20 protein-coding genes and 1 pseudogene are annotated in these 19,318 nt (G+C 37.8%); 18 read left to right on the top strand and 3 right to left on the bottom strand.

The window, feature by feature from the left end; genetic code table 11:
- Positions 1-27: 27 nt before the first annotated feature.
- From IEX29_RS04440 to IEX29_RS04425, 4 genes are all read left to right on the top strand, one after another.
- Positions 28-738: a ThuA domain-containing protein gene (locus IEX29_RS04440; RefSeq protein WP_188733311.1), complete on the top strand. Its 711-nt coding sequence runs from the start codon at positions 28-30 to the stop codon at positions 736-738.
- Between the two features lie 26 nt (positions 739-764).
- The gene (locus IEX29_RS04435; protein WP_188733310.1) at positions 765-1,796 is read left to right on the top strand and encodes a Gfo/Idh/MocA family protein; all 1,032 of its coding nucleotides are present in this window, start codon (positions 765-767) and stop codon (positions 1,794-1,796) included.
- A gap of 75 nt (positions 1,797-1,871) precedes the next feature.
- Complete coding sequence (locus IEX29_RS04430; RefSeq protein ID WP_188733309.1) at positions 1,872-2,147, top strand: hypothetical protein; 276 nt, start codon at positions 1,872-1,874, stop codon at positions 2,145-2,147.
- 14 nt (positions 2,148-2,161) lie between these two features.
- Complete coding sequence (locus tag IEX29_RS04425; RefSeq protein WP_188733308.1) at positions 2,162-3,130, top strand: sugar phosphate isomerase/epimerase family protein; 969 nt, start codon at positions 2,162-2,164, stop codon at positions 3,128-3,130.
- A 232-nt stretch (positions 3,131-3,362) separates the two neighbouring features.
- Here the strand turns inward: IEX29_RS04425 and IEX29_RS04420 are convergent, their stop codons facing one another.
- The 3 genes from IEX29_RS04420 to IEX29_RS04410 form a co-directional block, all read right to left on the bottom strand.
- Positions 3,363-4,361 carry an inorganic phosphate transporter gene (locus tag IEX29_RS04420; RefSeq protein ID WP_188733307.1) on the bottom strand — a complete coding sequence of 333 codons (999 nt, stop codon included), beginning with the start codon at positions 4,359-4,361 and terminating at the stop codon, positions 3,363-3,365.
- Positions 4,362-4,376: 15 nt separating this feature from the next.
- Complete coding sequence (locus IEX29_RS04415; protein WP_188733306.1) at positions 4,377-4,994, bottom strand: DUF47 domain-containing protein; 618 nt, start codon at positions 4,992-4,994, stop codon at positions 4,377-4,379.
- A 445-nt stretch (positions 4,995-5,439) separates the two neighbouring features.
- Entirely contained in the window at positions 5,440-5,973 is a 534-nt protein-coding gene (locus IEX29_RS04410; protein ID WP_188733305.1) for a helix-turn-helix domain-containing protein, read from the bottom strand.
- A 271-nt stretch (positions 5,974-6,244) separates the two neighbouring features.
- Here IEX29_RS04410 and IEX29_RS04405 point away from each other — a divergent pair, with 271 nt between their 5' ends.
- From IEX29_RS04405 to IEX29_RS04340, 14 genes and pseudogenes are all read left to right on the top strand, one after another.
- Positions 6,245-6,487, top strand: coding sequence for a hypothetical protein (locus IEX29_RS04405; RefSeq protein ID WP_188733304.1), 243 nt, complete (start codon positions 6,245-6,247; stop codon positions 6,485-6,487).
- Between the two features lie 494 nt (positions 6,488-6,981).
- Positions 6,982-7,692: an ABC transporter ATP-binding protein gene (locus IEX29_RS04400; protein WP_188733303.1), complete on the top strand. Its 711-nt coding sequence runs from the start codon at positions 6,982-6,984 to the stop codon at positions 7,690-7,692.
- The gene (locus IEX29_RS04395) at positions 7,685-10,330 is read left to right on the top strand and encodes an FtsX-like permease family protein (RefSeq protein WP_188733302.1); all 2,646 of its coding nucleotides are present in this window, start codon (positions 7,685-7,687) and stop codon (positions 10,328-10,330) included. Before IEX29_RS04400 ends, IEX29_RS04395 begins: the two co-directional genes overlap by 8 nt.
- 149 nt (positions 10,331-10,479) lie before the next feature.
- Complete coding sequence (locus IEX29_RS04390; protein WP_188733301.1) at positions 10,480-10,929, top strand: GNAT family N-acetyltransferase; 450 nt, start codon at positions 10,480-10,482, stop codon at positions 10,927-10,929.
- 176 nt (positions 10,930-11,105) lie between these two features.
- The gene (locus IEX29_RS04385; RefSeq protein WP_188733300.1) at positions 11,106-11,735 is read left to right on the top strand and encodes a DUF1232 domain-containing protein; all 630 of its coding nucleotides are present in this window, start codon (positions 11,106-11,108) and stop codon (positions 11,733-11,735) included.
- 83 nt (positions 11,736-11,818) lie between these two features.
- On the top strand, positions 11,819-12,760 hold the full coding sequence (locus IEX29_RS04380; protein WP_188733299.1) for an LCP family protein: 942 nt from the start codon (positions 11,819-11,821) through the stop codon (positions 12,758-12,760).
- A gap of 221 nt (positions 12,761-12,981) precedes the next feature.
- Positions 12,982-13,698: an FAD-dependent oxidoreductase gene (locus tag IEX29_RS04375; RefSeq protein ID WP_188733298.1), complete on the top strand. Its 717-nt coding sequence runs from the start codon at positions 12,982-12,984 to the stop codon at positions 13,696-13,698.
- Positions 13,699-13,968: 270 nt separating this feature from the next.
- A complete protein-coding gene (locus IEX29_RS04370) occupies positions 13,969-14,619 on the top strand; it encodes a hypothetical protein (protein ID WP_188733297.1) in 651 nt (216 codons plus the stop codon).
- A gap of 195 nt (positions 14,620-14,814) precedes the next feature.
- Positions 14,815-15,141 carry a PadR family transcriptional regulator gene (locus IEX29_RS04365; protein WP_188733296.1) on the top strand — a complete coding sequence of 109 codons (327 nt, stop codon included), beginning with the start codon at positions 14,815-14,817 and terminating at the stop codon, positions 15,139-15,141.
- The gene (locus IEX29_RS04360) at positions 15,141-15,689 is read left to right on the top strand and encodes a DUF2812 domain-containing protein (RefSeq protein ID WP_188733295.1); all 549 of its coding nucleotides are present in this window, start codon (positions 15,141-15,143) and stop codon (positions 15,687-15,689) included. The genes IEX29_RS04365 and IEX29_RS04360 overlap by 1 nt, the downstream gene beginning before the upstream one ends.
- A 305-nt stretch (positions 15,690-15,994) precedes the next feature.
- Entirely contained in the window at positions 15,995-17,884 is a 1,890-nt protein-coding gene (locus IEX29_RS04355) for a heavy metal translocating P-type ATPase (RefSeq protein WP_188733294.1), read from the top strand.
- A gap of 294 nt (positions 17,885-18,178) precedes the next feature.
- On the top strand, positions 18,179-18,361 hold the full coding sequence (gene sda / locus IEX29_RS04350) for a sporulation histidine kinase inhibitor Sda (RefSeq protein ID WP_229720084.1): 183 nt from the start codon (positions 18,179-18,181) through the stop codon (positions 18,359-18,361).
- A gap of 261 nt (positions 18,362-18,622) precedes the next feature.
- Positions 18,623-18,982, top strand: a complete 360-nt coding sequence (locus IEX29_RS04345) for a Lin0512 family protein (protein WP_188733292.1) — start codon at positions 18,623-18,625, stop codon at positions 18,980-18,982.
- A gap of 128 nt (positions 18,983-19,110) precedes the next feature.
- Positions 19,111-19,317 (top strand): annotated as a pseudogene (locus tag IEX29_RS04340) (transposase); the annotation flags it as partial.
- Position 19,318: the final 1 nt, after the last annotated feature.

Here is a 19,318-nt window from a genome sequence, read left to right as displayed (position 1 = left end):
GTAAGATAACGAAGTGGAGGAATAAATATGAATATAGTTGTATGGAATGAAAATAGACATGAAAAAACAAATGAAACAGTAGCATCTATTTATCCAGATGGTATTCACGGAGCTATCGCCAGCTTTTTAAAAGAAGCAGGACACGATGTCACAACAGCTACTCTGGATGAGCCGGAGCATGGGTTGACCAAAGAATTATTAGAGAAGACAGATGTTTTAATATGGTGGGGACATATGGCGCATGGAGAAGTGCAGGATGATATTGTTGAGAGAACCAGGCAGCGTGTTTTAGACGGCATGGGATTAATTGTACTTCATTCAGCACATTTTTCTAAAATCTTTAAATCCTTAATGGGGACAGGCTGTGATTTAAAATGGCGGGAGTCGAATGATAAAGAGCGTGTTTGGAATGTAGATCCATCTCACCCGATTGCCAGGGGAATCGGCGAATATTTTGAGATTGGAAAAGAGGAAATGTATGGGGAGCACTTTGATATCCCGGCACCGGATGAGCTGATTTTTGTCAGCTGGTTTACCGGCGGGGAAGTATTCCGCAGCGGAGCTACCTTTAAACGCGGCAGAGGAAAAATATTCTATTTCCGTCCCGGCCATGAAACTTATCCAACTTATCATCAGGAAGAAGTTCAGCAGGTAATTAAAAACGCTGCAGAATGGGCGCAAAATCAGGGAACACCTAAACATACGTACGGCAATTTTCAACCGGTTGAACAAGGATAAATAATATTAGAGAGAGGGAGATAAGTATGATATTAAATATAGCAGTTATTGGATGCGGGAGCATTGCCAAGCATCGTCATTTACCGGAATATGCACAGAACAAACAGGTTAACATTGCAGCTGTCTGCGATATTGTCGGAGAGCGTGCGGAAAAAGCAGCACTACAATATGATGCTAAAGCTTATACGGATTATAAAGAACTTCTAAAAAACGAAAAAATCGATGCAGTAAGTGTGTGTTTACCAAACTATTTACACGCACCTGTGAGCATTGAGGCGCTAAATGCTGGTGTGCATGTACTTTGTGAAAAGCCAATGGCAACCTCTGAAGAAGAAGCGGATAAAATGATTGAGGCGGCGGAAAGAAATGGGAAGAAATTGATGATTGGACATAATCAGCGCTTTGTAGCCTCTCATCAAAAGGCAAAAGAATTAATTGAATCAGGTGCTATCGGAAAAATTTACAGCTTTCGTACAGCATTTGGACATGGCGGCCCTGAAGGTTGGAGTGCAGATGGCAAGAATAGCTGGTTCTTTCAAAAAGACAAAGCATTCATCGGTGCAATGGGAGATTTAGGCGTACATAAAGCAGATTTAATCCGCTATCTGTTACAGGATGAGTTTGTGGAAGTCGGGGCCTTTGTAGAAACAAGTGCGAAGGAAAACACAGATGTAGATGATAATGCAACCTTAATCCTAAAATCAGAGAAGGGCACGATTGGTACGTTAGCAGCAAGCTGGGCATACACGGCGAAAGAAGATAATTCAACAACCATTTACGGTGAGAAAGCGACGCTCCGCTTAGAAGATGATCCATCCTATTCATTGGCGGCTCAATATGCGAATGGAGAAGTCGTGAAGTATGAGCTTGGTGCGATTCAGTCAAATGCTGAAGGCGGACAGACGACCACACATGTGATTGATCATTTTATCGAATCCATTCAAAATGATACAACGCCATTAATTGACGGTGAAGAGGGTAAGAAATCGCTGGCAATCATCCTGGGAGCATTGGAATCTGTGGAAACGAAGAAAATCTATTCATTGGAGAAGCTATGACCATGAAGCGATTGATGTTGATGATCATGTGAGTGCGTATATCCGTTTTGGGAATCAGAGCACGCTTCTTTTTAAATGTCCTGGACAGCGAATATTAAAGAAGATCAGACACATATTTCGATATCTAGAGATAAAGGTGGTTTAAGTGTTTTTCCTTATGAGTTCTATCAGCCAAAGTATGGTAAAATGATGGAAACACATACAGAAATAATAGAAGATCATCACCAGGCAGGCATATTACAAGTGAAGAATTTTATTGGTGCTTGTCTAGAAGTATTACGCGTAACGAGGGTAATCGATGCTATTTACGAAAGCAGTAAGCAAGGAAAAAGCATTTTTCTATCATACTAGGGGAGGTAAAGATAATGAAACTAGGTGTATTTACCGTTTTATTTGCAGAGAAAAAGTTGGAAGACATGCTGGATTATGTAAAGGATGCCGGATTAGACGCAGTGGAAATTGGGACAGGTGGAAACCCCGGGACAGCACATTGTCATATCGATGAACTCTTAGAAAATAGTGAGAAGCGAAAAGAATTCAAGGATAAGATTGAATCACGCGGATTAACCATCAGCGCATTCAGCTGCCACGATAATCCCGTTTCGCCGAATAAAGCACATGCAAAAGCCAGTCATGAAGCTTTTGTGAAAACGGTTCGTCTGGCGGAAATGCTCGATGTACCTGTAGTGAATACTTTCTCTGGAACACCGGGATCTAATGAAGATTCTAAGTACCCGAATTGGCCGGTAACACCATGGCCAACGGAATATTCCGATATTCTGAAATGGCAGTGGGAGGAAAAATTAATTCCATATTGGAAAGAACAAGGACAATTTGCTGCGGATCATGGTGTGAAGGTCGGTTTAGAGCTGCATGCAGGGTTCTTAGTCCATACACCGCATACGTTGTTAAAGCTTCGTGAAGCTACAAATGATGCTATTGGTGCGAATCTTGACCCGAGTCACTTATGGTGGCAGGGAATTGATCCTGTGGCTGCAATTAAAATTCTGGGGAAAGCAGGAGCGATTCATCATTTCCATGCGAAGGATACCTATATTGACCAGGATAATGTCAACATGTATGGTTTAACGGACATGCAGCCATATGGTGAGGTACAAACACGTGCCTGGAGCTTTCGTTCTGTCGGTTATGGACACAGTATTCAGGAGTGGTCAAATATTGTAAGTGCATTAAGAACGTACGGCTATGATTATGTGATTAGTATCGAGCATGAAGATCCAATTATGTCGATTGAGGAAGGTTTTCATGCAGCAGTGAAAAATCTGAAACAGGTGAATATGAAAGAAGCTCCAGCAACGATGTGGTGGGCTTAGGCAGAGGAGAAATTCAATAAAAATGATATATAGAGAAAAGTAATACCATTAGAATAAGTCTTACATGCCCAATCCAGTTAAAAATTTATTTTTTCTGGATTGGGATTTTATATAAGCTGGTTTTATACACTTTAGTGATAAAATAAAGAGCCTCTCCTATCTAAAGGAAAGACCCGAAAAGAAAAATATAAAATTGTCCGCTAAGCTTAATCGTCTAACAGCCAAACAATCTTTATAGGAACAAATTCAAAATATAATAAATAACTCCACCTAATGCAGCGGTAATCGGTAAGGTGATTACCCAGGTAACAACCATCCGTTTTGCTACACCCCAGTTAACACCCTTGGGACGATGAGAAGCTCCAACCCCTAGGATACCGGATGAAATAACATGGGTTGTACTGACAGGTAAATGAATAAGTGTTGCTCCAAAGATGACAGCAGCACCAGTAAGGTCAGCTGCAACTCCGTTTACCGGACGGATTTTCATGATTTTACCGCCAACGGTTTTAATGATTCGCCATCCGCCGATAGATGTTCCGAGCGCCATTGCTGTTGCACAGGAAGCCTGTACCCAAAATGGAATATCTGTCGTTGTATGCATACCTCCGACAATCAAAGCCATGGTAATAATACCCATCGATTTTTGAGCGTCGTTCGTACCGTGAGCAAAGGATTGTACAGATGCTGTTAATATTTGCACGAGCCGGAATCGTTTGTTTGTCTTTGCCAAATTACTGTTTTTAAAAATAACTTTAATTATCCCATATAAGATAAACCCGATTACAAAAGCTAAAACAGGAGAGAAAATCAAGGCTTCAATGATAGAGAGGAATCCTTGAAAATGAATAGCTTGAACTCCCGCTGACACAATAACCGCACCGGTAATGGCGCCGATAATTGCATGAGACGAGCTGCTTGGAATTCCTGCATACCACGTAAGCAGATTCCAGATAATTGCCGCGATCAAAGCAGCTAAAATGACTGCCAGTCCGTTATCCAGCTTAAAAGGATCGGTAATTTCGCTGGTAATCGTTTGAGCAACACCAGTAAAGGTTAATGCTCCGACAAAATTCATTATAGCAGCCAATATAATTGCTCTTCTGGGTGTCAGTGCTTTCGTTGATACAGACGTTGCAATTGCATTTGCTGTATCATGAAACCCGTTTATGAAGTCGAAGAGAAGAGCAAAAATTACAATCAATACAATAATTACAGTAAGAAAATCCATATTCTAACCACACTTTTACGCATTTTTCATAATAATACTTTGTAATGTACTTGCTACGTTTTGACAATAATCAGCTATCTCTTCCAGAATTTCGTAAATTTCTTTATACTGAATTACTTTAATGGCATCCTTTTCTTTCTGGAATAGATTCTTTAAGGATTCACGATATAACTCATCACAGTTACTTTCGTAATCTTTAATACGGATGGCATGCCCTTCTACGTCTTTAAGTTGATGATTTGCTATTAATTCCATCGAAGCTAAAATTTCCTCTGAACATTTTAAGATGTAATTCGTAAATTGATCGATGTAATCATCTGATGATAATATATGATAAATATCCATTCTTGAGGAGAAATCTTCCATCCCATCCATAATATCATCCAGATTATTTACAAGCTGGAGAATGTCCTCTCTTTCAATAGGAGTAATAAAAGCCTGGTTTAAATCTTTAATAATTCCGTGGACCTTATCATCGGCAATAGATTCATGCTTCTTAATAGTATCGGAAAATTGTTTCAGCGTTTCAGTATCTTTTACTTTAAAATGAAAAAAATAATCTGCCGCTTCATGTAAGTGCTTTGCAAAATCAACGAGATAAAGGGAAAATTTATCTGGTTTTTTCTTTAACATATTTTTTAACCTCCATATATACAAAAGAAAAGTTAGTATTCTTGATTATTATATATTCTTAATAAGTATTTTGCACGAAATAAAAAAATATCTGTCCTATTTTGTCGATTTTTCGTAACGAATTTCATTATACACTTTCATTGGATATTTTGCCGCTATCAAGTAAAGAATATCCAAAATTTTTTTCTTATCTTTTGGGCGTTATCACACCATATCCATTTTCATGCTGAAAATTTCTATCGTATTAGTCCTGAAAAAATCTGCATGAATGGAAGTAAATCAAAAAAACAGTCCATCTTTTTAGATGAACCAACATTAGAAAAGTATTCTAATTGAAGAAAGGAGCTGATGATATTGAGAAAATAAATTCATAACACTTATACAGTAAACAGAGATAAGGCCTGACTTAATGAATGAAAAGGCAGATCATTTTATTTTCAAAAAATTAATCATCTTCCTTAAATGTTTTTTTCTCCATCAACCTTAAATTCATCACCTTATTATTTCTCAGCTCTTTGGATGTTTTAGTTAAATAATCATTTAATCTTTTTTTATAAAGATACTCTGCGACGTCACGATAGTGTTCATTTTCCCATGCGAAATGGCCTATAATTTCATGTAAAACTTTTGCTTCTTGTTTTTTCTCTCCGTCCTCTTTATATTTTTCTGCTTTTGCCCATAAATCTTCTACTATTGTCATTTCCTGTTCCAAACCTTTTATAGAATATTCTAATTGATCAGGGCTTTCTGCTATCCATTGTAACCGTTGCGAATCCTCTAATAGCAGCTCATTTGGTGTTGTATATAATTCATTACATATTTTGACCAGCAGTGAAAAGGAGGGTGAGAAAACACCACGTTCTATTTTTGAAATGGTTTGTTTGATAGCCCCTACTTTGTTTGCCAGTTCTTCTTGCGTCAGCTTCCGTTCGTTTCTAATTCTTTTGATATTCTTTCCGACATTTTTATCGATGCTCATTTAATTACCTCTTTCTTTAAGAAATAATATAATTTTTTAATTAAAACAGGAACATATGTTTGATTATGTAACTTAATATGTTATAATAAATAAAAAGTAACTCATTTAGTTATTGCAATGAATTGAAGGGAGGATTTCAAATAAACCCAATTATCACCTTATTTGGAATTTGATAATAAATTTATTTTCATTACTTCTATAGAAAGTAACTATCATAAAAAGTATAACACGAAAATATTTACTAAAGAATCTTCTTAGGGAGAGTGATGAAATGACAACGGAAAAAACACCGAAAGATTTATTAATTGACAAACTAAGTCGTAAATTAGATTTTGCAGAAATGGAAGAGAGATTGCTTCATGTCACTTATAATCTGGCTTCCGATAAATTATATACAATTGATGACGCACTTCCTGATTTAATAAGAATTATTAGATTATTAGATTATGAACAGGAAAGTATAATGGGTGATATAAGCCGTTTAGAAGGGGAAGCATTTGAACAAAATGAGTAAAAACAGGTATCGCAGCAGAACTCTAAACAGTAATCAGCAATTATATATTTATGGCTCTGGAGCTTTACCTAATCCATTCTGAACATATCTGTTATTGAAAGAGAGATCACTTTGCAAATGTTTGTCTGATAGAAATATTAGACATTAAAATGCTGAGTTTATTATAGACTCAGCGTTTTATTTTGTGGGAATTCAAAGATGAATCTAAATGTTCCTTTTCCCTATCTTTTCAATGATAAAATCAAGACATAAACAAAAATAGGGTATATTATTAATCTTATACAATAAATTTAAAATAATAATTAGAAAAATTGGAATTTTGGTACCATAATATCAGGTTTTAAATGAATAACTTTTGGTATAAACAGATTAAGTTTTATTATTAAATCTGTGGTATATGTTATGAACAACTTTAGATAACTCTACTTTACAGGAAATTTTTATGTGTTTTACAGAATAGTTACACATATTTTGTTAAAAGAGGAGGGAATCTATTGTATCAGCAAATTAAACTGACCGGGATAACAAAAGTTTATGGGAAACAAGACATAAAGACAATAGCGCTAGATGACATATCGCTTCATCTTCATAAAGACGATTTTACAAGTATCATTGGTTCATCAGGATCTGGTAAATCGACTTTGTTAAGCATCATTGGCACACTTGAAAAGCCAACCAGCGGTACAGTTTTTTATAATGAAAAGAATATAAGTCAGCTTCGCACCAATCAATTATCCGAACTTCGAAATAAACATATTGGATTTATTTTTCAACAATTTCATTTGCTGCCTGCATTAACGGCGGTTGAAAATGTATTAGCCCCCTTATTTCATCGTAAAACCGGCTACAATAAGAATACAAAAGCAAAAGAACTGCTTGAATTAGTCGGTTTGAGTGACAAGCTTCATGCTCTGCCGTCTCAATTATCAGGCGGCCAGCAGCAGCGTGTGGCCATTGCTAGGGCGCTTATTGCTAAACCGGATTGGATATTAGCTGATGAACCTACAGGGAATTTAGACTCAGAAACGTGCGGGAAAATTATTGCGTTATTGATGGAGATAAAAAGAGAAGCGGACTGTGGTGTCCTGCTTGTTACACATGATATGGGGCTGAGCAGGCAGGCTGACCGGGTTATTGAAATGAAGGACGGGCAAATTATAGCTGATACAAAATTAAATGATAAGCAGAGCCAGATAAATGATTAAATGGATCATCAATTATTGGAGACGGAATAAAGGGAAGTTTGCTCTGTTAGTTATTGGCGCTATATTAATCAGCAGCGGTTTAAGTTTTTTGATCGGTTTATCTGAAACAAGTAAAGGGACAATTGTCAATGCTTTAGAAAAGAAATGGAATGCTTCCTATGATATTGTTGTTCGTCCGAATGGAAGCAAAAGTGAGACAGAAAAAGATGGTTTGATAGATCCCAACTATTTAAGCGGTCTTCAGGGTGGTATTTCATTTGAAGACTTAGATAAAATCAAGGAAATAGATGATGTGGAAATTGCTGCGCCGATTAGTGTAATTGGCTTTACAAGTATAGAAATAGTATTTGCTGAAATGAAATTTCCAGAGCGCGGTATTTATAAGATTACTGTAAATTATGTGGAAAACGACGGAATTCAGAACTATTCAAATGGTTATATCGCCTATTATGGTATTGATATTGGGCTAAATCCTGAAAATATGGAGAGGCTTTCACATTATGGCTTGTCTGTTAATTTAGAGAAAAACGTTGAATTATATGGAACTTTTAATTTCTTAGTTGCCGGTATCGATCCTTCTGAAGAAGCAAAGCTCATCAGACTGAATAAAGCTATGCTTAGTAATGAAGGCAACAGGTATTTTTCTGATTCAGACAAGGTACAGTCCATCACTGAAACTAGTGAGGGCGATGAAGAATTAGAAGAATTGGGGATCGATTTCAATTATCAGCGGGTAACTGCTCCTGTTATCATGAGTAATGTTTCTTCCATTAATAATTATCAGGAGGCAACGCTTGAAAAACTGGATATAGGAACTGATTTGGAATCAGCAGAAGATATAAAGGAATTCTTAGCTGAGCTGGAGCAAAATGGAAAAGAGGGTTATCTGGATACATTTGAGACAGAGCCTATGGAAACTGTGAAAGCAACGTCCGAAATGCTGCACGAAAATTTACTGGAGCAGTCTTCATTGGGAGCCTACAGGGATTTGATACTTTATGAAAAGGCCAGCCCATTAACTTATGAAACAGTTCCATCTCCATTCCCGGAGCGATGGGACATTGCCTATAAAATTATCTCTCCTGGTGATCAGATTGTGAATATAGATGGGGAAAAGACTGGAGATATATCTGATTATACTTATTATACAAAATACCGGGAATTATCCTTTTATGACGAGCCTGCCTTGAGCAGAGCACCCAGATTAACCCCAGAATTTTTAGGCTACTATGATCCCCGTCAGCTGTCTATATCAAGTGATCCTGTTACAGAGCTGCCGATGGAAACTTACCGGACACCAACTGCAAAACATATGCTGGATGCTTACGGAAGTCCGGTGAATCCGCCGGAACAAGTTACTGCAACGTCCAATCCTTTTGGTTACCTGATGCAATCACCAACGATGCTGACAAACATGGAGGCAGCAAGAGAAATAGTGGGAGAGGAGGCAATTTCGGCAATACGAATCAAGGTTGCCGGTGTTAAAAGCCCTGGTCCAGAAAGTCAGTCGAAGCTTGAAGCTATTGCACAGGAAATAACAAATGAAACAGGATTGGAGGCAGATATTACCTTGGGATCTTCCCCTCAGCCTGTATTAATTCAAATTCCATCAGTGGATGATTTAGACAGCCTTGGCTGGGTCGAACAGCCGTGGATTAAAACAGGGGAGTCTATTGCTATTTATGATGAGGCAGTCTTAGGCTATTCAGGGATTATTATCTGTTTGATGGCGGTTGCCATTATGTATGTGTTCACAACGAATTTTATTTCCTATCTATCGAGAAAAAAAGAATTTGCTGTGTTAAAAGCGTTAGGATGGAAGAATAGCAAGCTCCGTCATTTGTTACTGGCTGAGTCGATGCTGATTGGAGGCTTTGTAAGCTTTATCACCTTAATTGTACTGATTATTCTTCAACAACAAAACCCGGGAGCTCTATCCTTTTGGCGTATCGGTTTGATTATCAGCTTTATCTTATTGATTTACTTTACAGGAGCGCTCTACCCTAGTTATTTAGTCAACAGGATAAGCCCGTATGAAGTAATGAAGCAGGGAGAAATAAGTGAGAGAGGGGCACGACTGGGGCGAACTCGTGGAGTAGTAAGCCTTGTGCGGAATAATTTGATGAGCAGATGGAGGCGTCATTTCGTATCTGTTCTGACAATTGCGCTGCCGACTGCATTGTTAATACTCTTCCTGTTTGTCTCTTTCCAGCTTGATGGTGTGATGTACACCAGCTGGCTGGGTGAATATGTAGCATTAGAGATTGGGCCGATTCACTATTATGCTGTGATACTTTCGCTTGTTATTGCTGTTATGACAACAGCAGAGCTTATTTGGCAAAATGTACTTGAAAGGACAAAGGAAATTGCGCTTTTTAAAGCTCTGGGCTGGGGAAATCAGCGAATTTATATGATGGTACTGCTGGAAGGAGCACTGCTAGGCTTTCTTGCTGGAATAATCGGTATTTTTCTGTCCTTAGGAATATTATCAATTTTGTATGGAAACAGTTTATCAATTGAGCAATGGCTATGGCTGGTTCTCATTAATGTGAGTATCCCTGTTATTGTCGGGCTTGTGAGCGCGGTATTTCCTGCTATCCGGGCGGTGAAAGTAGAGCCATACAGAGGGCTGCAATAATCTGAATAAATATACTGGTATGGTTATTTTAAAATACAAGCTTAGTTTAGATATCTGCAATCAGGTATGCGATCTTCAGTAATCAAGATTGTAAAAATAATATGAACGTCAGGATGTTGTGTTTACTATATTTTAAGGAGGTATGCAATATGAATTTTCGGAAGGCTCATAGAGAAGATCTAGCCATGATTGTCCGCTTATTGGCAGATGATGAATTAGGTTCTGGACGAGAAAGGTATGAAGAGCCATTGCCTGAGGAATATTATCAAGCATTTGATGCAATGGAGGCGCAAGCAGGCAATCAAATTCTTTTAGCCATTGAAGATAAAACAATAATTGGTTGTATTCAATTAACCATTATAGCCGGTTTAGCGAGGCAAGGGATGAAGCGTGCGCAAATAGAAGGTGTACGAATTGATAAAAATTTCCGTGGACAAGGAATAGGAGAAGCTTTGTTTAAAGAAGCAATTGCTATTGCAAAAGCCGAAAAATGCGGACTTGTACAGCTGACAACGGATAAGCAACGGGATGGCGCTCATCGTTTTTATGAAAAATTAGGGTTTTCAGCAAGTCATGAAGGAATGAAGCTGATTTTTTAAGCGGTAAAGTGAAGATATTCATAGAAAAAGGGCATAATTCTGTAAAACATGGATTTGTGCCTTATTATTTTTTGTTCGTTGACATAATGTCAACATTCGTATATATTGTCTATTAGATTATTATTAGAATACCTGGATAATAAACAAACATTAATATAAACGGAAGGATAACGAATATGACTACAGAAAATTTTGGCAAAAGGTTAAAAGAGCTATTACATACCCGTGCAATGTCGATTAGAAAATGCAGCGAGTACACTGGCATCGATAAAGCAACCATTTCCCGAATTATTAATGGAAAGAGAAAAGCAAACATTCAGCACTTAGAAAAATTTGCATCCTGTTTGAATGTACCGCTGGCAGAACTTATGCAGGCTGCCGGTTACTCGATCCATTCAACAGAAACTCAAAGCACTTCGGATATGTATACATCTATGAAAGAGATTCAGCAAACACTGAAAGCATCAGATCTTTATCATGATAATTTCAGTATGGATGAGGTTCAACAGCAATTAGATGGTTATGAACAATACGCCCAAACAGAAGAAGGAAAACAAATCATCCACAATCAATTTAAGAATAAGATTGATGAAGTAGGCAGTATTGGACCATTTATCAAACAACTGAAGAATTTTTATGCCCAATTTGTACAATATAAGGGGACACCCTTCACGCTTACGATTATGGGAGGTGCCCTGCTGTACTTTATTACACCGGTAGATGTTGTCCCGGATTATATTTTCCCGATTGGATATGTGGATGATGCTGTTGCGGTACAAATTGCTTTAAAATCGCTTTCCAATTAAAGAGGAAGTTCAAAAAGTCCCAACGAAAACCGTTGACTATTTTTTGAACACTCATTTAAAGAAAAATACAAGGAGCGTTACATATGAAAAGACGTGAAAGAAAATCTGCGAAACGTAAATGGAGACGCCGTGTCCTGCTTTTTATTTTTGTCTGTATTATTGCAGTGGGAGCCTATGCCATAACGCAATACTACCAAGGTTTATCAATAGCAAAAGAAGGACCCTACAAAGATGATGGCACAACCTTTGTCCCTTTTGAAGGATCAGAGCCGCAATTTGGGGAAATCAATGTTTTAATGATTGGCAGTGACACCCGTGGAGAAGAACGTGGTCTTTCAGATACTATTATGATTGCCCACTATAATCAGGACACACATGACATTAAACTTGCTTCTATTATGCGAGATACTTATGTAGAGATTCCCGGACACGGAATGCAGAAGATTAATGCTGCCTTCGCATTTGATGGTCCGGAGCTGCTCAGACAGACGCTGAAGCAGAATTTTGATATAGATTTAAATTATTATGCTGTTGTCGATTTTGAAGGTTTTTCAAAAATCGCAGACATTATTGCACCAAATGGTATTGAAGTGGACATACCACATCAAATGTCAGAAGGTATCGGAATGACACTTGAACCGGGAGAACAAGTATTGAATGGTGATGAACTGCTTGGTTATGTACGTTTTCGTAAAGACGCAGACGGTGATTATGGAAGAGTACAGCGGCAGCAGGAAATAATAACCAAGCTGAAGGACGAGGTAGTGAGTCTTCAAGGCTTTGTGAAATTGCCGAAACTGTTAGGGGTTGCTGATCCATACGTTGATACAAATGTAGATAATAAAACCATTCTTACAATAGGTAAAGGATTAATTTCCGGAAGCGAGCATCCAATAGAAACCTTAAGAATCCCTGTAGATAATTCTTTTTGGAATGCCCGTACAGACGCTGGAGCTGTATTGGAAATTGATATAGAACAAAACAAACAGGCACTGCAGGAGTTTTTATCGGCAGATACGGAATAAGAAAAAAATTATCCGTCCAGGCTCTAATAAATTTGTGCAAGGATAAGATAGGGCGCTATCCTGTCAAGGCAAGGGTTAGCGTCTTTATTCATGAACTATTTTAAAAGCCGTTTTGTTTGCGAAGAGAAAAATAAGGGTAAAATAATATATATCAAAAATTGTGGATTACAATTCTCCTCTTTGTAACAAGGGGTTCACTCTATGCAAAGGAGCGGATAGAAATGACAAACACGAAAATTAAATTGAAGAAAAAAGAATTAGTTGCGAAAGATACAATGGCCTTTCATTGGGAAATGCCGGAAGGGTTTGAGTTTAAAGCAGGTCAGCTGACTCACATCAAACTGATTAATCCAAGTGAGATAGATGAGGAAGGAACGAAAAGAGCGTTATCATTCGTCTATGCACCAAGTGAAAAAAAATTAGTTACGACAACACGTCTCAGAGATACCGCTTTTAAACGAGAGTTGAAAAATCTTCCGGAAGGCAGTGAAGTTGAGTTTGACGGGGCAAATGGAAGCTTTACCCTGCATAAAACGGAATCAACTCCGGCTGTATTTATTATTGGCGGTATTGGTATCACGCCGATTCGAAGCATGATTGCGGAGGCAACAAACCAGAAAACAGATCATGAACTGACGCTGCTTTATTCCAATAAAACACCGGAGGATGCGCCATTCTTATCCGATTTTGAGGATATGGAGAAAAGAAACCCGAATTTCAAGTTTGTACCTGTCATGACAAGAGCAGATGCTGACGAATGGAGCGGAGAGAGTGGGCATATTGACGCAGATTTGCTCAAACGGTATGTATCCGATATTAATAAGCCAATTTATTATTTATCCGGTCCTGGCGATATGGTAGAAGCCATGCAGAAAATGCTTGTGGAAGCCGGTGTAAATGAAGACAATATCCGTACAGAGGAGTTTGCAGGCTATTAAGCAAGTTGAGCTGCCTTTTTATCATGCAGTATATCAAATCTTCTCTGTATATTAACTAATAAAAACCAAATGAATTGATTGAGGGTCAAACGAACTGAAAGAGAACCGGTCTGGTATCTCTTTCAGTTCGTTTTGTGCTTTATAAGATTGTAATGAGTATTCTCTTATCAATCTGCTTAATTGATTAAAAAACTATTGCCAGGCAATACATAATCTGTATATGATAATAACAACTTCTCCTCTGTACGGAGATAAAAGAAGGAGCAGATTATGATAACAGATGAAATTCTTTCTACTCTTTTTGTAGTTGGCGGCTGTATTGGACTTTTTATTATTATTTATATTTTTAGCAAAATACCCGGTTCCGGCCTTATTTTTCGGTTAATGCGAAGACTTTTCTTGATTCTCTGGAGTATTGTTGTTTTATGTCTCACCTTTTTTATGTTTTTTATGATTGGCTATATGGTTATTGTATTCTTCACTTTTAACGGCAGTGAAGAAGGGATACTGTTCCAGGGCGAACCAATAAACTTTCTGATTGGTGATAACGCGAAGGATGCCGTATTTTTTACAATGCTTTATGCAGGGTTCTGTCTGGTGTCTGTGTATATTATTTCCTTTATCCTGGCGATGGGGCGGAAAGTTACGCGTATCAGCAGCAGATTCCATGCTGAAATCATTTTAGTTATTATGATAGGCTTGGTGTTTACAGTTTTTCCTGTTGTAGTTGAGGCTGTCTTGCCAGATTTTGAAGTTGGGCGTTATGGAAGGTATGCGCTTGGTGTATTGCCGCTGTTGATGTATATTCAGGCACAAATAAAAAGAGCCAGAGAACGGCGGGGGCATGGACGCTATCTTTCCCGTAAGGAGCGATTTTACAGGGACTTAGATGAGAAACAGCCAAATAGAGCAGGGAAATAAAAAATTATTTTATATCTGTTTAAAAAGTAAAGAAAAAATGATATGGATGAGAAAGCCTCGTTTATAAGGTTTATCGCGAAGATAGACTTTATAAATGAGGTTTTTTATATCGTTGACAGTTATATCGGGATACGATATACTATATTATATCGGTGGACGATATAACGTGAACAGATATAAAAAGGAGAGAAAAAGATGCAAAATGAACAGATAGCTTTAACAGAAGCGATTTATTATACGCTGCTCTCTCTGTATGAGCCTCTTCATGGTTACGGTATTATGCAGAAAGTAGAATTGATGTCAGCGGGAAGGGTAACTCTTGCAGCAGGTACACTATATGGTGCCTTGAATAACCTTTTAGACAAAGGCTGGATTGAAGCTTTGCCAAAAAACGCTAACAATCGAAAAAAAGAATACCTGATTACCGCCCAAGGGAAGAAAATGGTGGAGATGGAGCTGTTAAGATTGCAGGAGCTGATTAGCAATGGAAAGAAAATAGTTGAAGACGGGAGTGAAAAATAATGGAGAAAAAAATAAAAAAGCTTTTCACTGTATGGAAATTTGCTGAAGAAGAGCAATGGTTAAATGAAATGGCAGCAGACGGTTGGGAGCTGACAAAAGTAAGTGTACCGAATTATACCTTTGAGAAAGCGGCATCTGATAACTATATTTACCGATTAGAATTGCTCGATCCAAAATTAACAAAAAAAGAACGAGAAGATTATATTGATTTTATTGAAGAAACAGGAGCTGAGAAAATTGGCGAGTTTTCTAACTGGATTTATTTTCGTAAAAAGTCCGCATTGGGACCATTTAATCTTTTCTCTGACCTGGATTCAAGGATTGTTCACTTAAAGAGAATGTTTCGACGCCTGTTGCTGGGATTTATTTCTATTACAGCGGTTCTGCTTTTTTTTATTACTTTAGCTGCAATTCAATCCCATTCCATTATTTTACCAGCTATCACAGTAGTCATATTATTGCTCATTCTATGCTTGTTCGGATACGGGTTAACTCAAATAAACAGCAGAAAAAAAGCACTGGAAGAAGAACGGAAATTCAGAGAATAAAAATAACTTATTAATGAATGAAAAAATGCCTGAGACGAAATCTCAGGTATTTTTTCGTTTATTAGCGTTGATTACTGCAATATGAGAATATCACCGCAGATATGTGCCATCGTTACACTTTGTTATGTTTCTTTTCACTGCGAATTTATCATACTTTCCATAAAATTTGTCACTGTATCTACAAACAAATTACGAGTAAAGTATGCTATACTATTTATAATAATTATAAATTGATATTAATTATAAATAAATGAAAATGATAATCAATATCAAAGATTCATATTGCGTTAAAGGGGGATTATAAAATGACAGAAATAAAAACAAATGACGATGCTTCTTTCTTATCTTATCTTAAAATACATGGAGAAATTATCGCTGCAGCGGTAAGCGGAATACTTATTTTGTCAGCCTGGATATTGTCCAGCCATATTGCTCATGCTTTTTGGGTTGGCTTATTAATTGTTTCTTTTCTGATTGGCGGTTTTGCCAAAGCGAAGGAAGGAATTACCGAGACATATCAAACAAAACAGCTGAATGTGGAATTATTGATGATTATTGCAGCTATTGGAGCGGCTTCGATAGGATACTGGGCGGAAGGAGCTATCTTAATTTTTATCTTTTCCCTATCAGGTGCTTTAGAAAGCTATACAGAAAATAAAAATAAAAATGAACTGCAAAGCTTGATGAAGCTGCAGCCGGAAACAGCCACATTGGTAAATGGGGAAGTGACAGCCATTGATCAATTGAAACCAGGCGATCAGATTATGGTGAAAACAGGAGAGAGAATCCCGGCTGACGGATTGATTACGAAAGGAAATACGACGGTGGATGAGAGTGCGTTATCCGGCGAATCGATTCCAATATCCAAAGCATCAGGTGATGAGGTGTTTGCTGGAACGGTTAATCTCAGCGGCAGTCTTCAAATTGAAATAAATACATTGCCAACGGAGACAATGTTCCAAAAAATTATTGAGCTGGTTCAAAATGCACATGAAGAACGTTCTCCTTCTCAGCAATTTATCGAAAAATTTGAAGGGACGTATGTCAAGATAGTCCTTCTGACCGTCGCGGTGATGATGTTTCTTCCACATTATTTATTCAGCTGGTCGTGGACAGATACTATCTACCGCGCGATGATTCTATTGGTTGTCGCTTCGCCGTGTGCTTTGATTGCCTCCATTATGCCGGCAACGTTATCTGCTATTTCTAATGGGGCGCGGCAGGGGATTCTGTTTAAAGGCGGGGTATATGCAGAAGCCTTAGCTAAATTAGATGCTGTTGTTTTAGATAAAACAGGGACATTGACCCAAGGTGAACCGGCAGTTGTTGACTACTTTATTGATCCCGGTCAAGACATGAAATCCCTGGCAAATATTATCTATGCGATGGAAAGTGAGTCCATTCACCCGCTTGCCCATGCTATGAAGGATTGGGCGGAAGCATATCAAAAAGAACAGACAAAATTATCTGTATCTGTGCAGCACCATAATGGAAAAGGATTGGCAGCCGAGATAGACCGTGTTCCCTGGCTGGTTGGTAACAGAGAATTGGTTGGATTGCAGGAGGCAGATCAGTTCTTACAAGCTTTTACTGCACAGAAACAGGCAACGACTGATATTTTTGTGAGAAAAGGCACAGAGATTATTGCTGTATTTATGCTGAAGGATACCCTCCGCCAAGATGCTGTTGCAGCGATTCAAGAGCTTCATAATCTTGGCTTGAGGACCGTTATGCTGACAGGGGATAATCAGGCTACAGCGGAAAGTATTGCCAGGGAAGCCGGAATAACAGAGTTTCATGCAAACTGTTTGCCTGAGGATAAAGTAAGATACCTGGAACAGCTGCGGGGACAAAATCAGCAGACAGCAATGGTTGGTGATGGAATTAATGATGCGCCAGCTTTGGCTACAGCAAATATTGGTGTTGCCATGGGGGCGGGGAGCGATATTGCCTTAGAAACGGCAAACGTTGTTCTGATGAAAAATAATTTGGCAAAAATGGTAAATGCGATTCGTATTTCTAAAAAAATGAATGCGATTGTGAAGCAAAATATCGTTTTCTCTCTGGCTGTTATCTGTATTTTGATCGCCAGCAATTTTCTGCAAGTAATCAATATGCCTCTCGGAGTAATTGGTCATGAGGGAAGCACGATTCTTGTTATTCTTAATGGATTACGGATGTTAAAGGGAGATTAATAAATAAAAGGGAAAACGATTGATGAAAAGAATCGGATAAGTGGTAAAGGCTCTGAGTGTTTAAGCATTCAAAGTCTTTTTTTATATGGAATTCTAACTTCGCTAACTTAACTTTTAATAACCTATTTTGGGATATTTCTATATTCTGGGGATTTAGCCCTTGTCTATATTTATTTCACATTTAATGTCGCAATATTTTGCGCTTTTTGTCTCACTTTGTAATATTTAGATAGATTCTACTTCCGATTGTTCAAAAGCAAAGAATTCAAAAATGCAAATATGGGAGGGATGTTTGTGAACAGTCTCAGGCATTTGTCAGATGAACTCTTAAAGGAGTCTTTGAGAAATGCAACCAAATTAAAGTTGGAACAGAATTTTTGTACAGCATTAAAAAATGAAATCAGGAAGCGGGCAGAGCGGAGTAAAAAAGTTACTGCGAAGACGATGGACATGGCGAATATTTTTGATGGAGAGTAACAACAAGATAATTATAGCTTCATCGTTCTATAATCAATAATATTCTGAAATCGGAAGTAGAATCCTACCGGTCTTTATTTTAGACCGGGAAAGGCAGCGTTCGTACTTTATTGTACGCAATGCTGCTTTTTTATATCCGGCTAATTATATGTAAGCGAGTAGGGGAATGATAGTTTTTACTTTTTCTAAATGCGGGTATATATAGAAATAAGTCATTCATGTGTTATAAATAAAAATAAAAAGTCAGGAGGAGAGAAAGAAATGGAACAGATGATATTTATTCAGACTGGTACAGGAGTAGATTTACATGGACAGGATGTCAATCAGGCATCAGAACGTGCTGTTATCAATGCCATTTATATGAATTCGATGCCCGGTATTCAGAACAGCCTGCCTGACCAAGATTTAAATAATATGAAAGTAAATGTGAAATTAGGTATCCCCAGAGATATGGAGCATTTGGATGAAGAAAGAATTAAAAAGTTAATACCGTATGGAATAGTGACGGTGGAAAAATTAGAGGGAGGATTAGCTGCTACAAGCGGTATCTTTTTAAGTGATCAAGAGGATAAAAATGATTTAATGTATATTGTTAATGCAGTAGTTGAAGTGGGATATTAGGAAGAAAGGGCAGATAAGAAAGTGTGAAATTAGCGCTACCACAGTATGGAGTACTGTGGTTTTTTCAATTATACGGAGACCAATATCTTAAAACGAATCTTTTTTAATGAGCATTAGCGGGAGATATTTTGTGGCATCATGAACTGTTAAAATCATTAATGGATGAGGCAGCCAAATTAATCATGGATTATTTTAAGAAGAAAGGCAAGGTAAAACCTGGAAGCATAGCGGGGTGGTATACATTTGGAGCGAAAGTGAATTTTAACCCGCATGTACTTATGTTAGTGAGTATGGGAGGAGTGACGAAAAAAGGAGAATGGAAGGCATATGATTATT

It is taken from the genome of Oceanobacillus neutriphilus, assembly GCF_014645515.1.
GTDB lineage: Bacteria > Bacillota > Bacilli > Bacillales > Amphibacillaceae > Oceanobacillus > Oceanobacillus neutriphilus.
The sequence above is the reverse complement of the archived record's forward strand: the minus strand, read 5'-3'. Positions and strand labels throughout refer to the sequence as shown.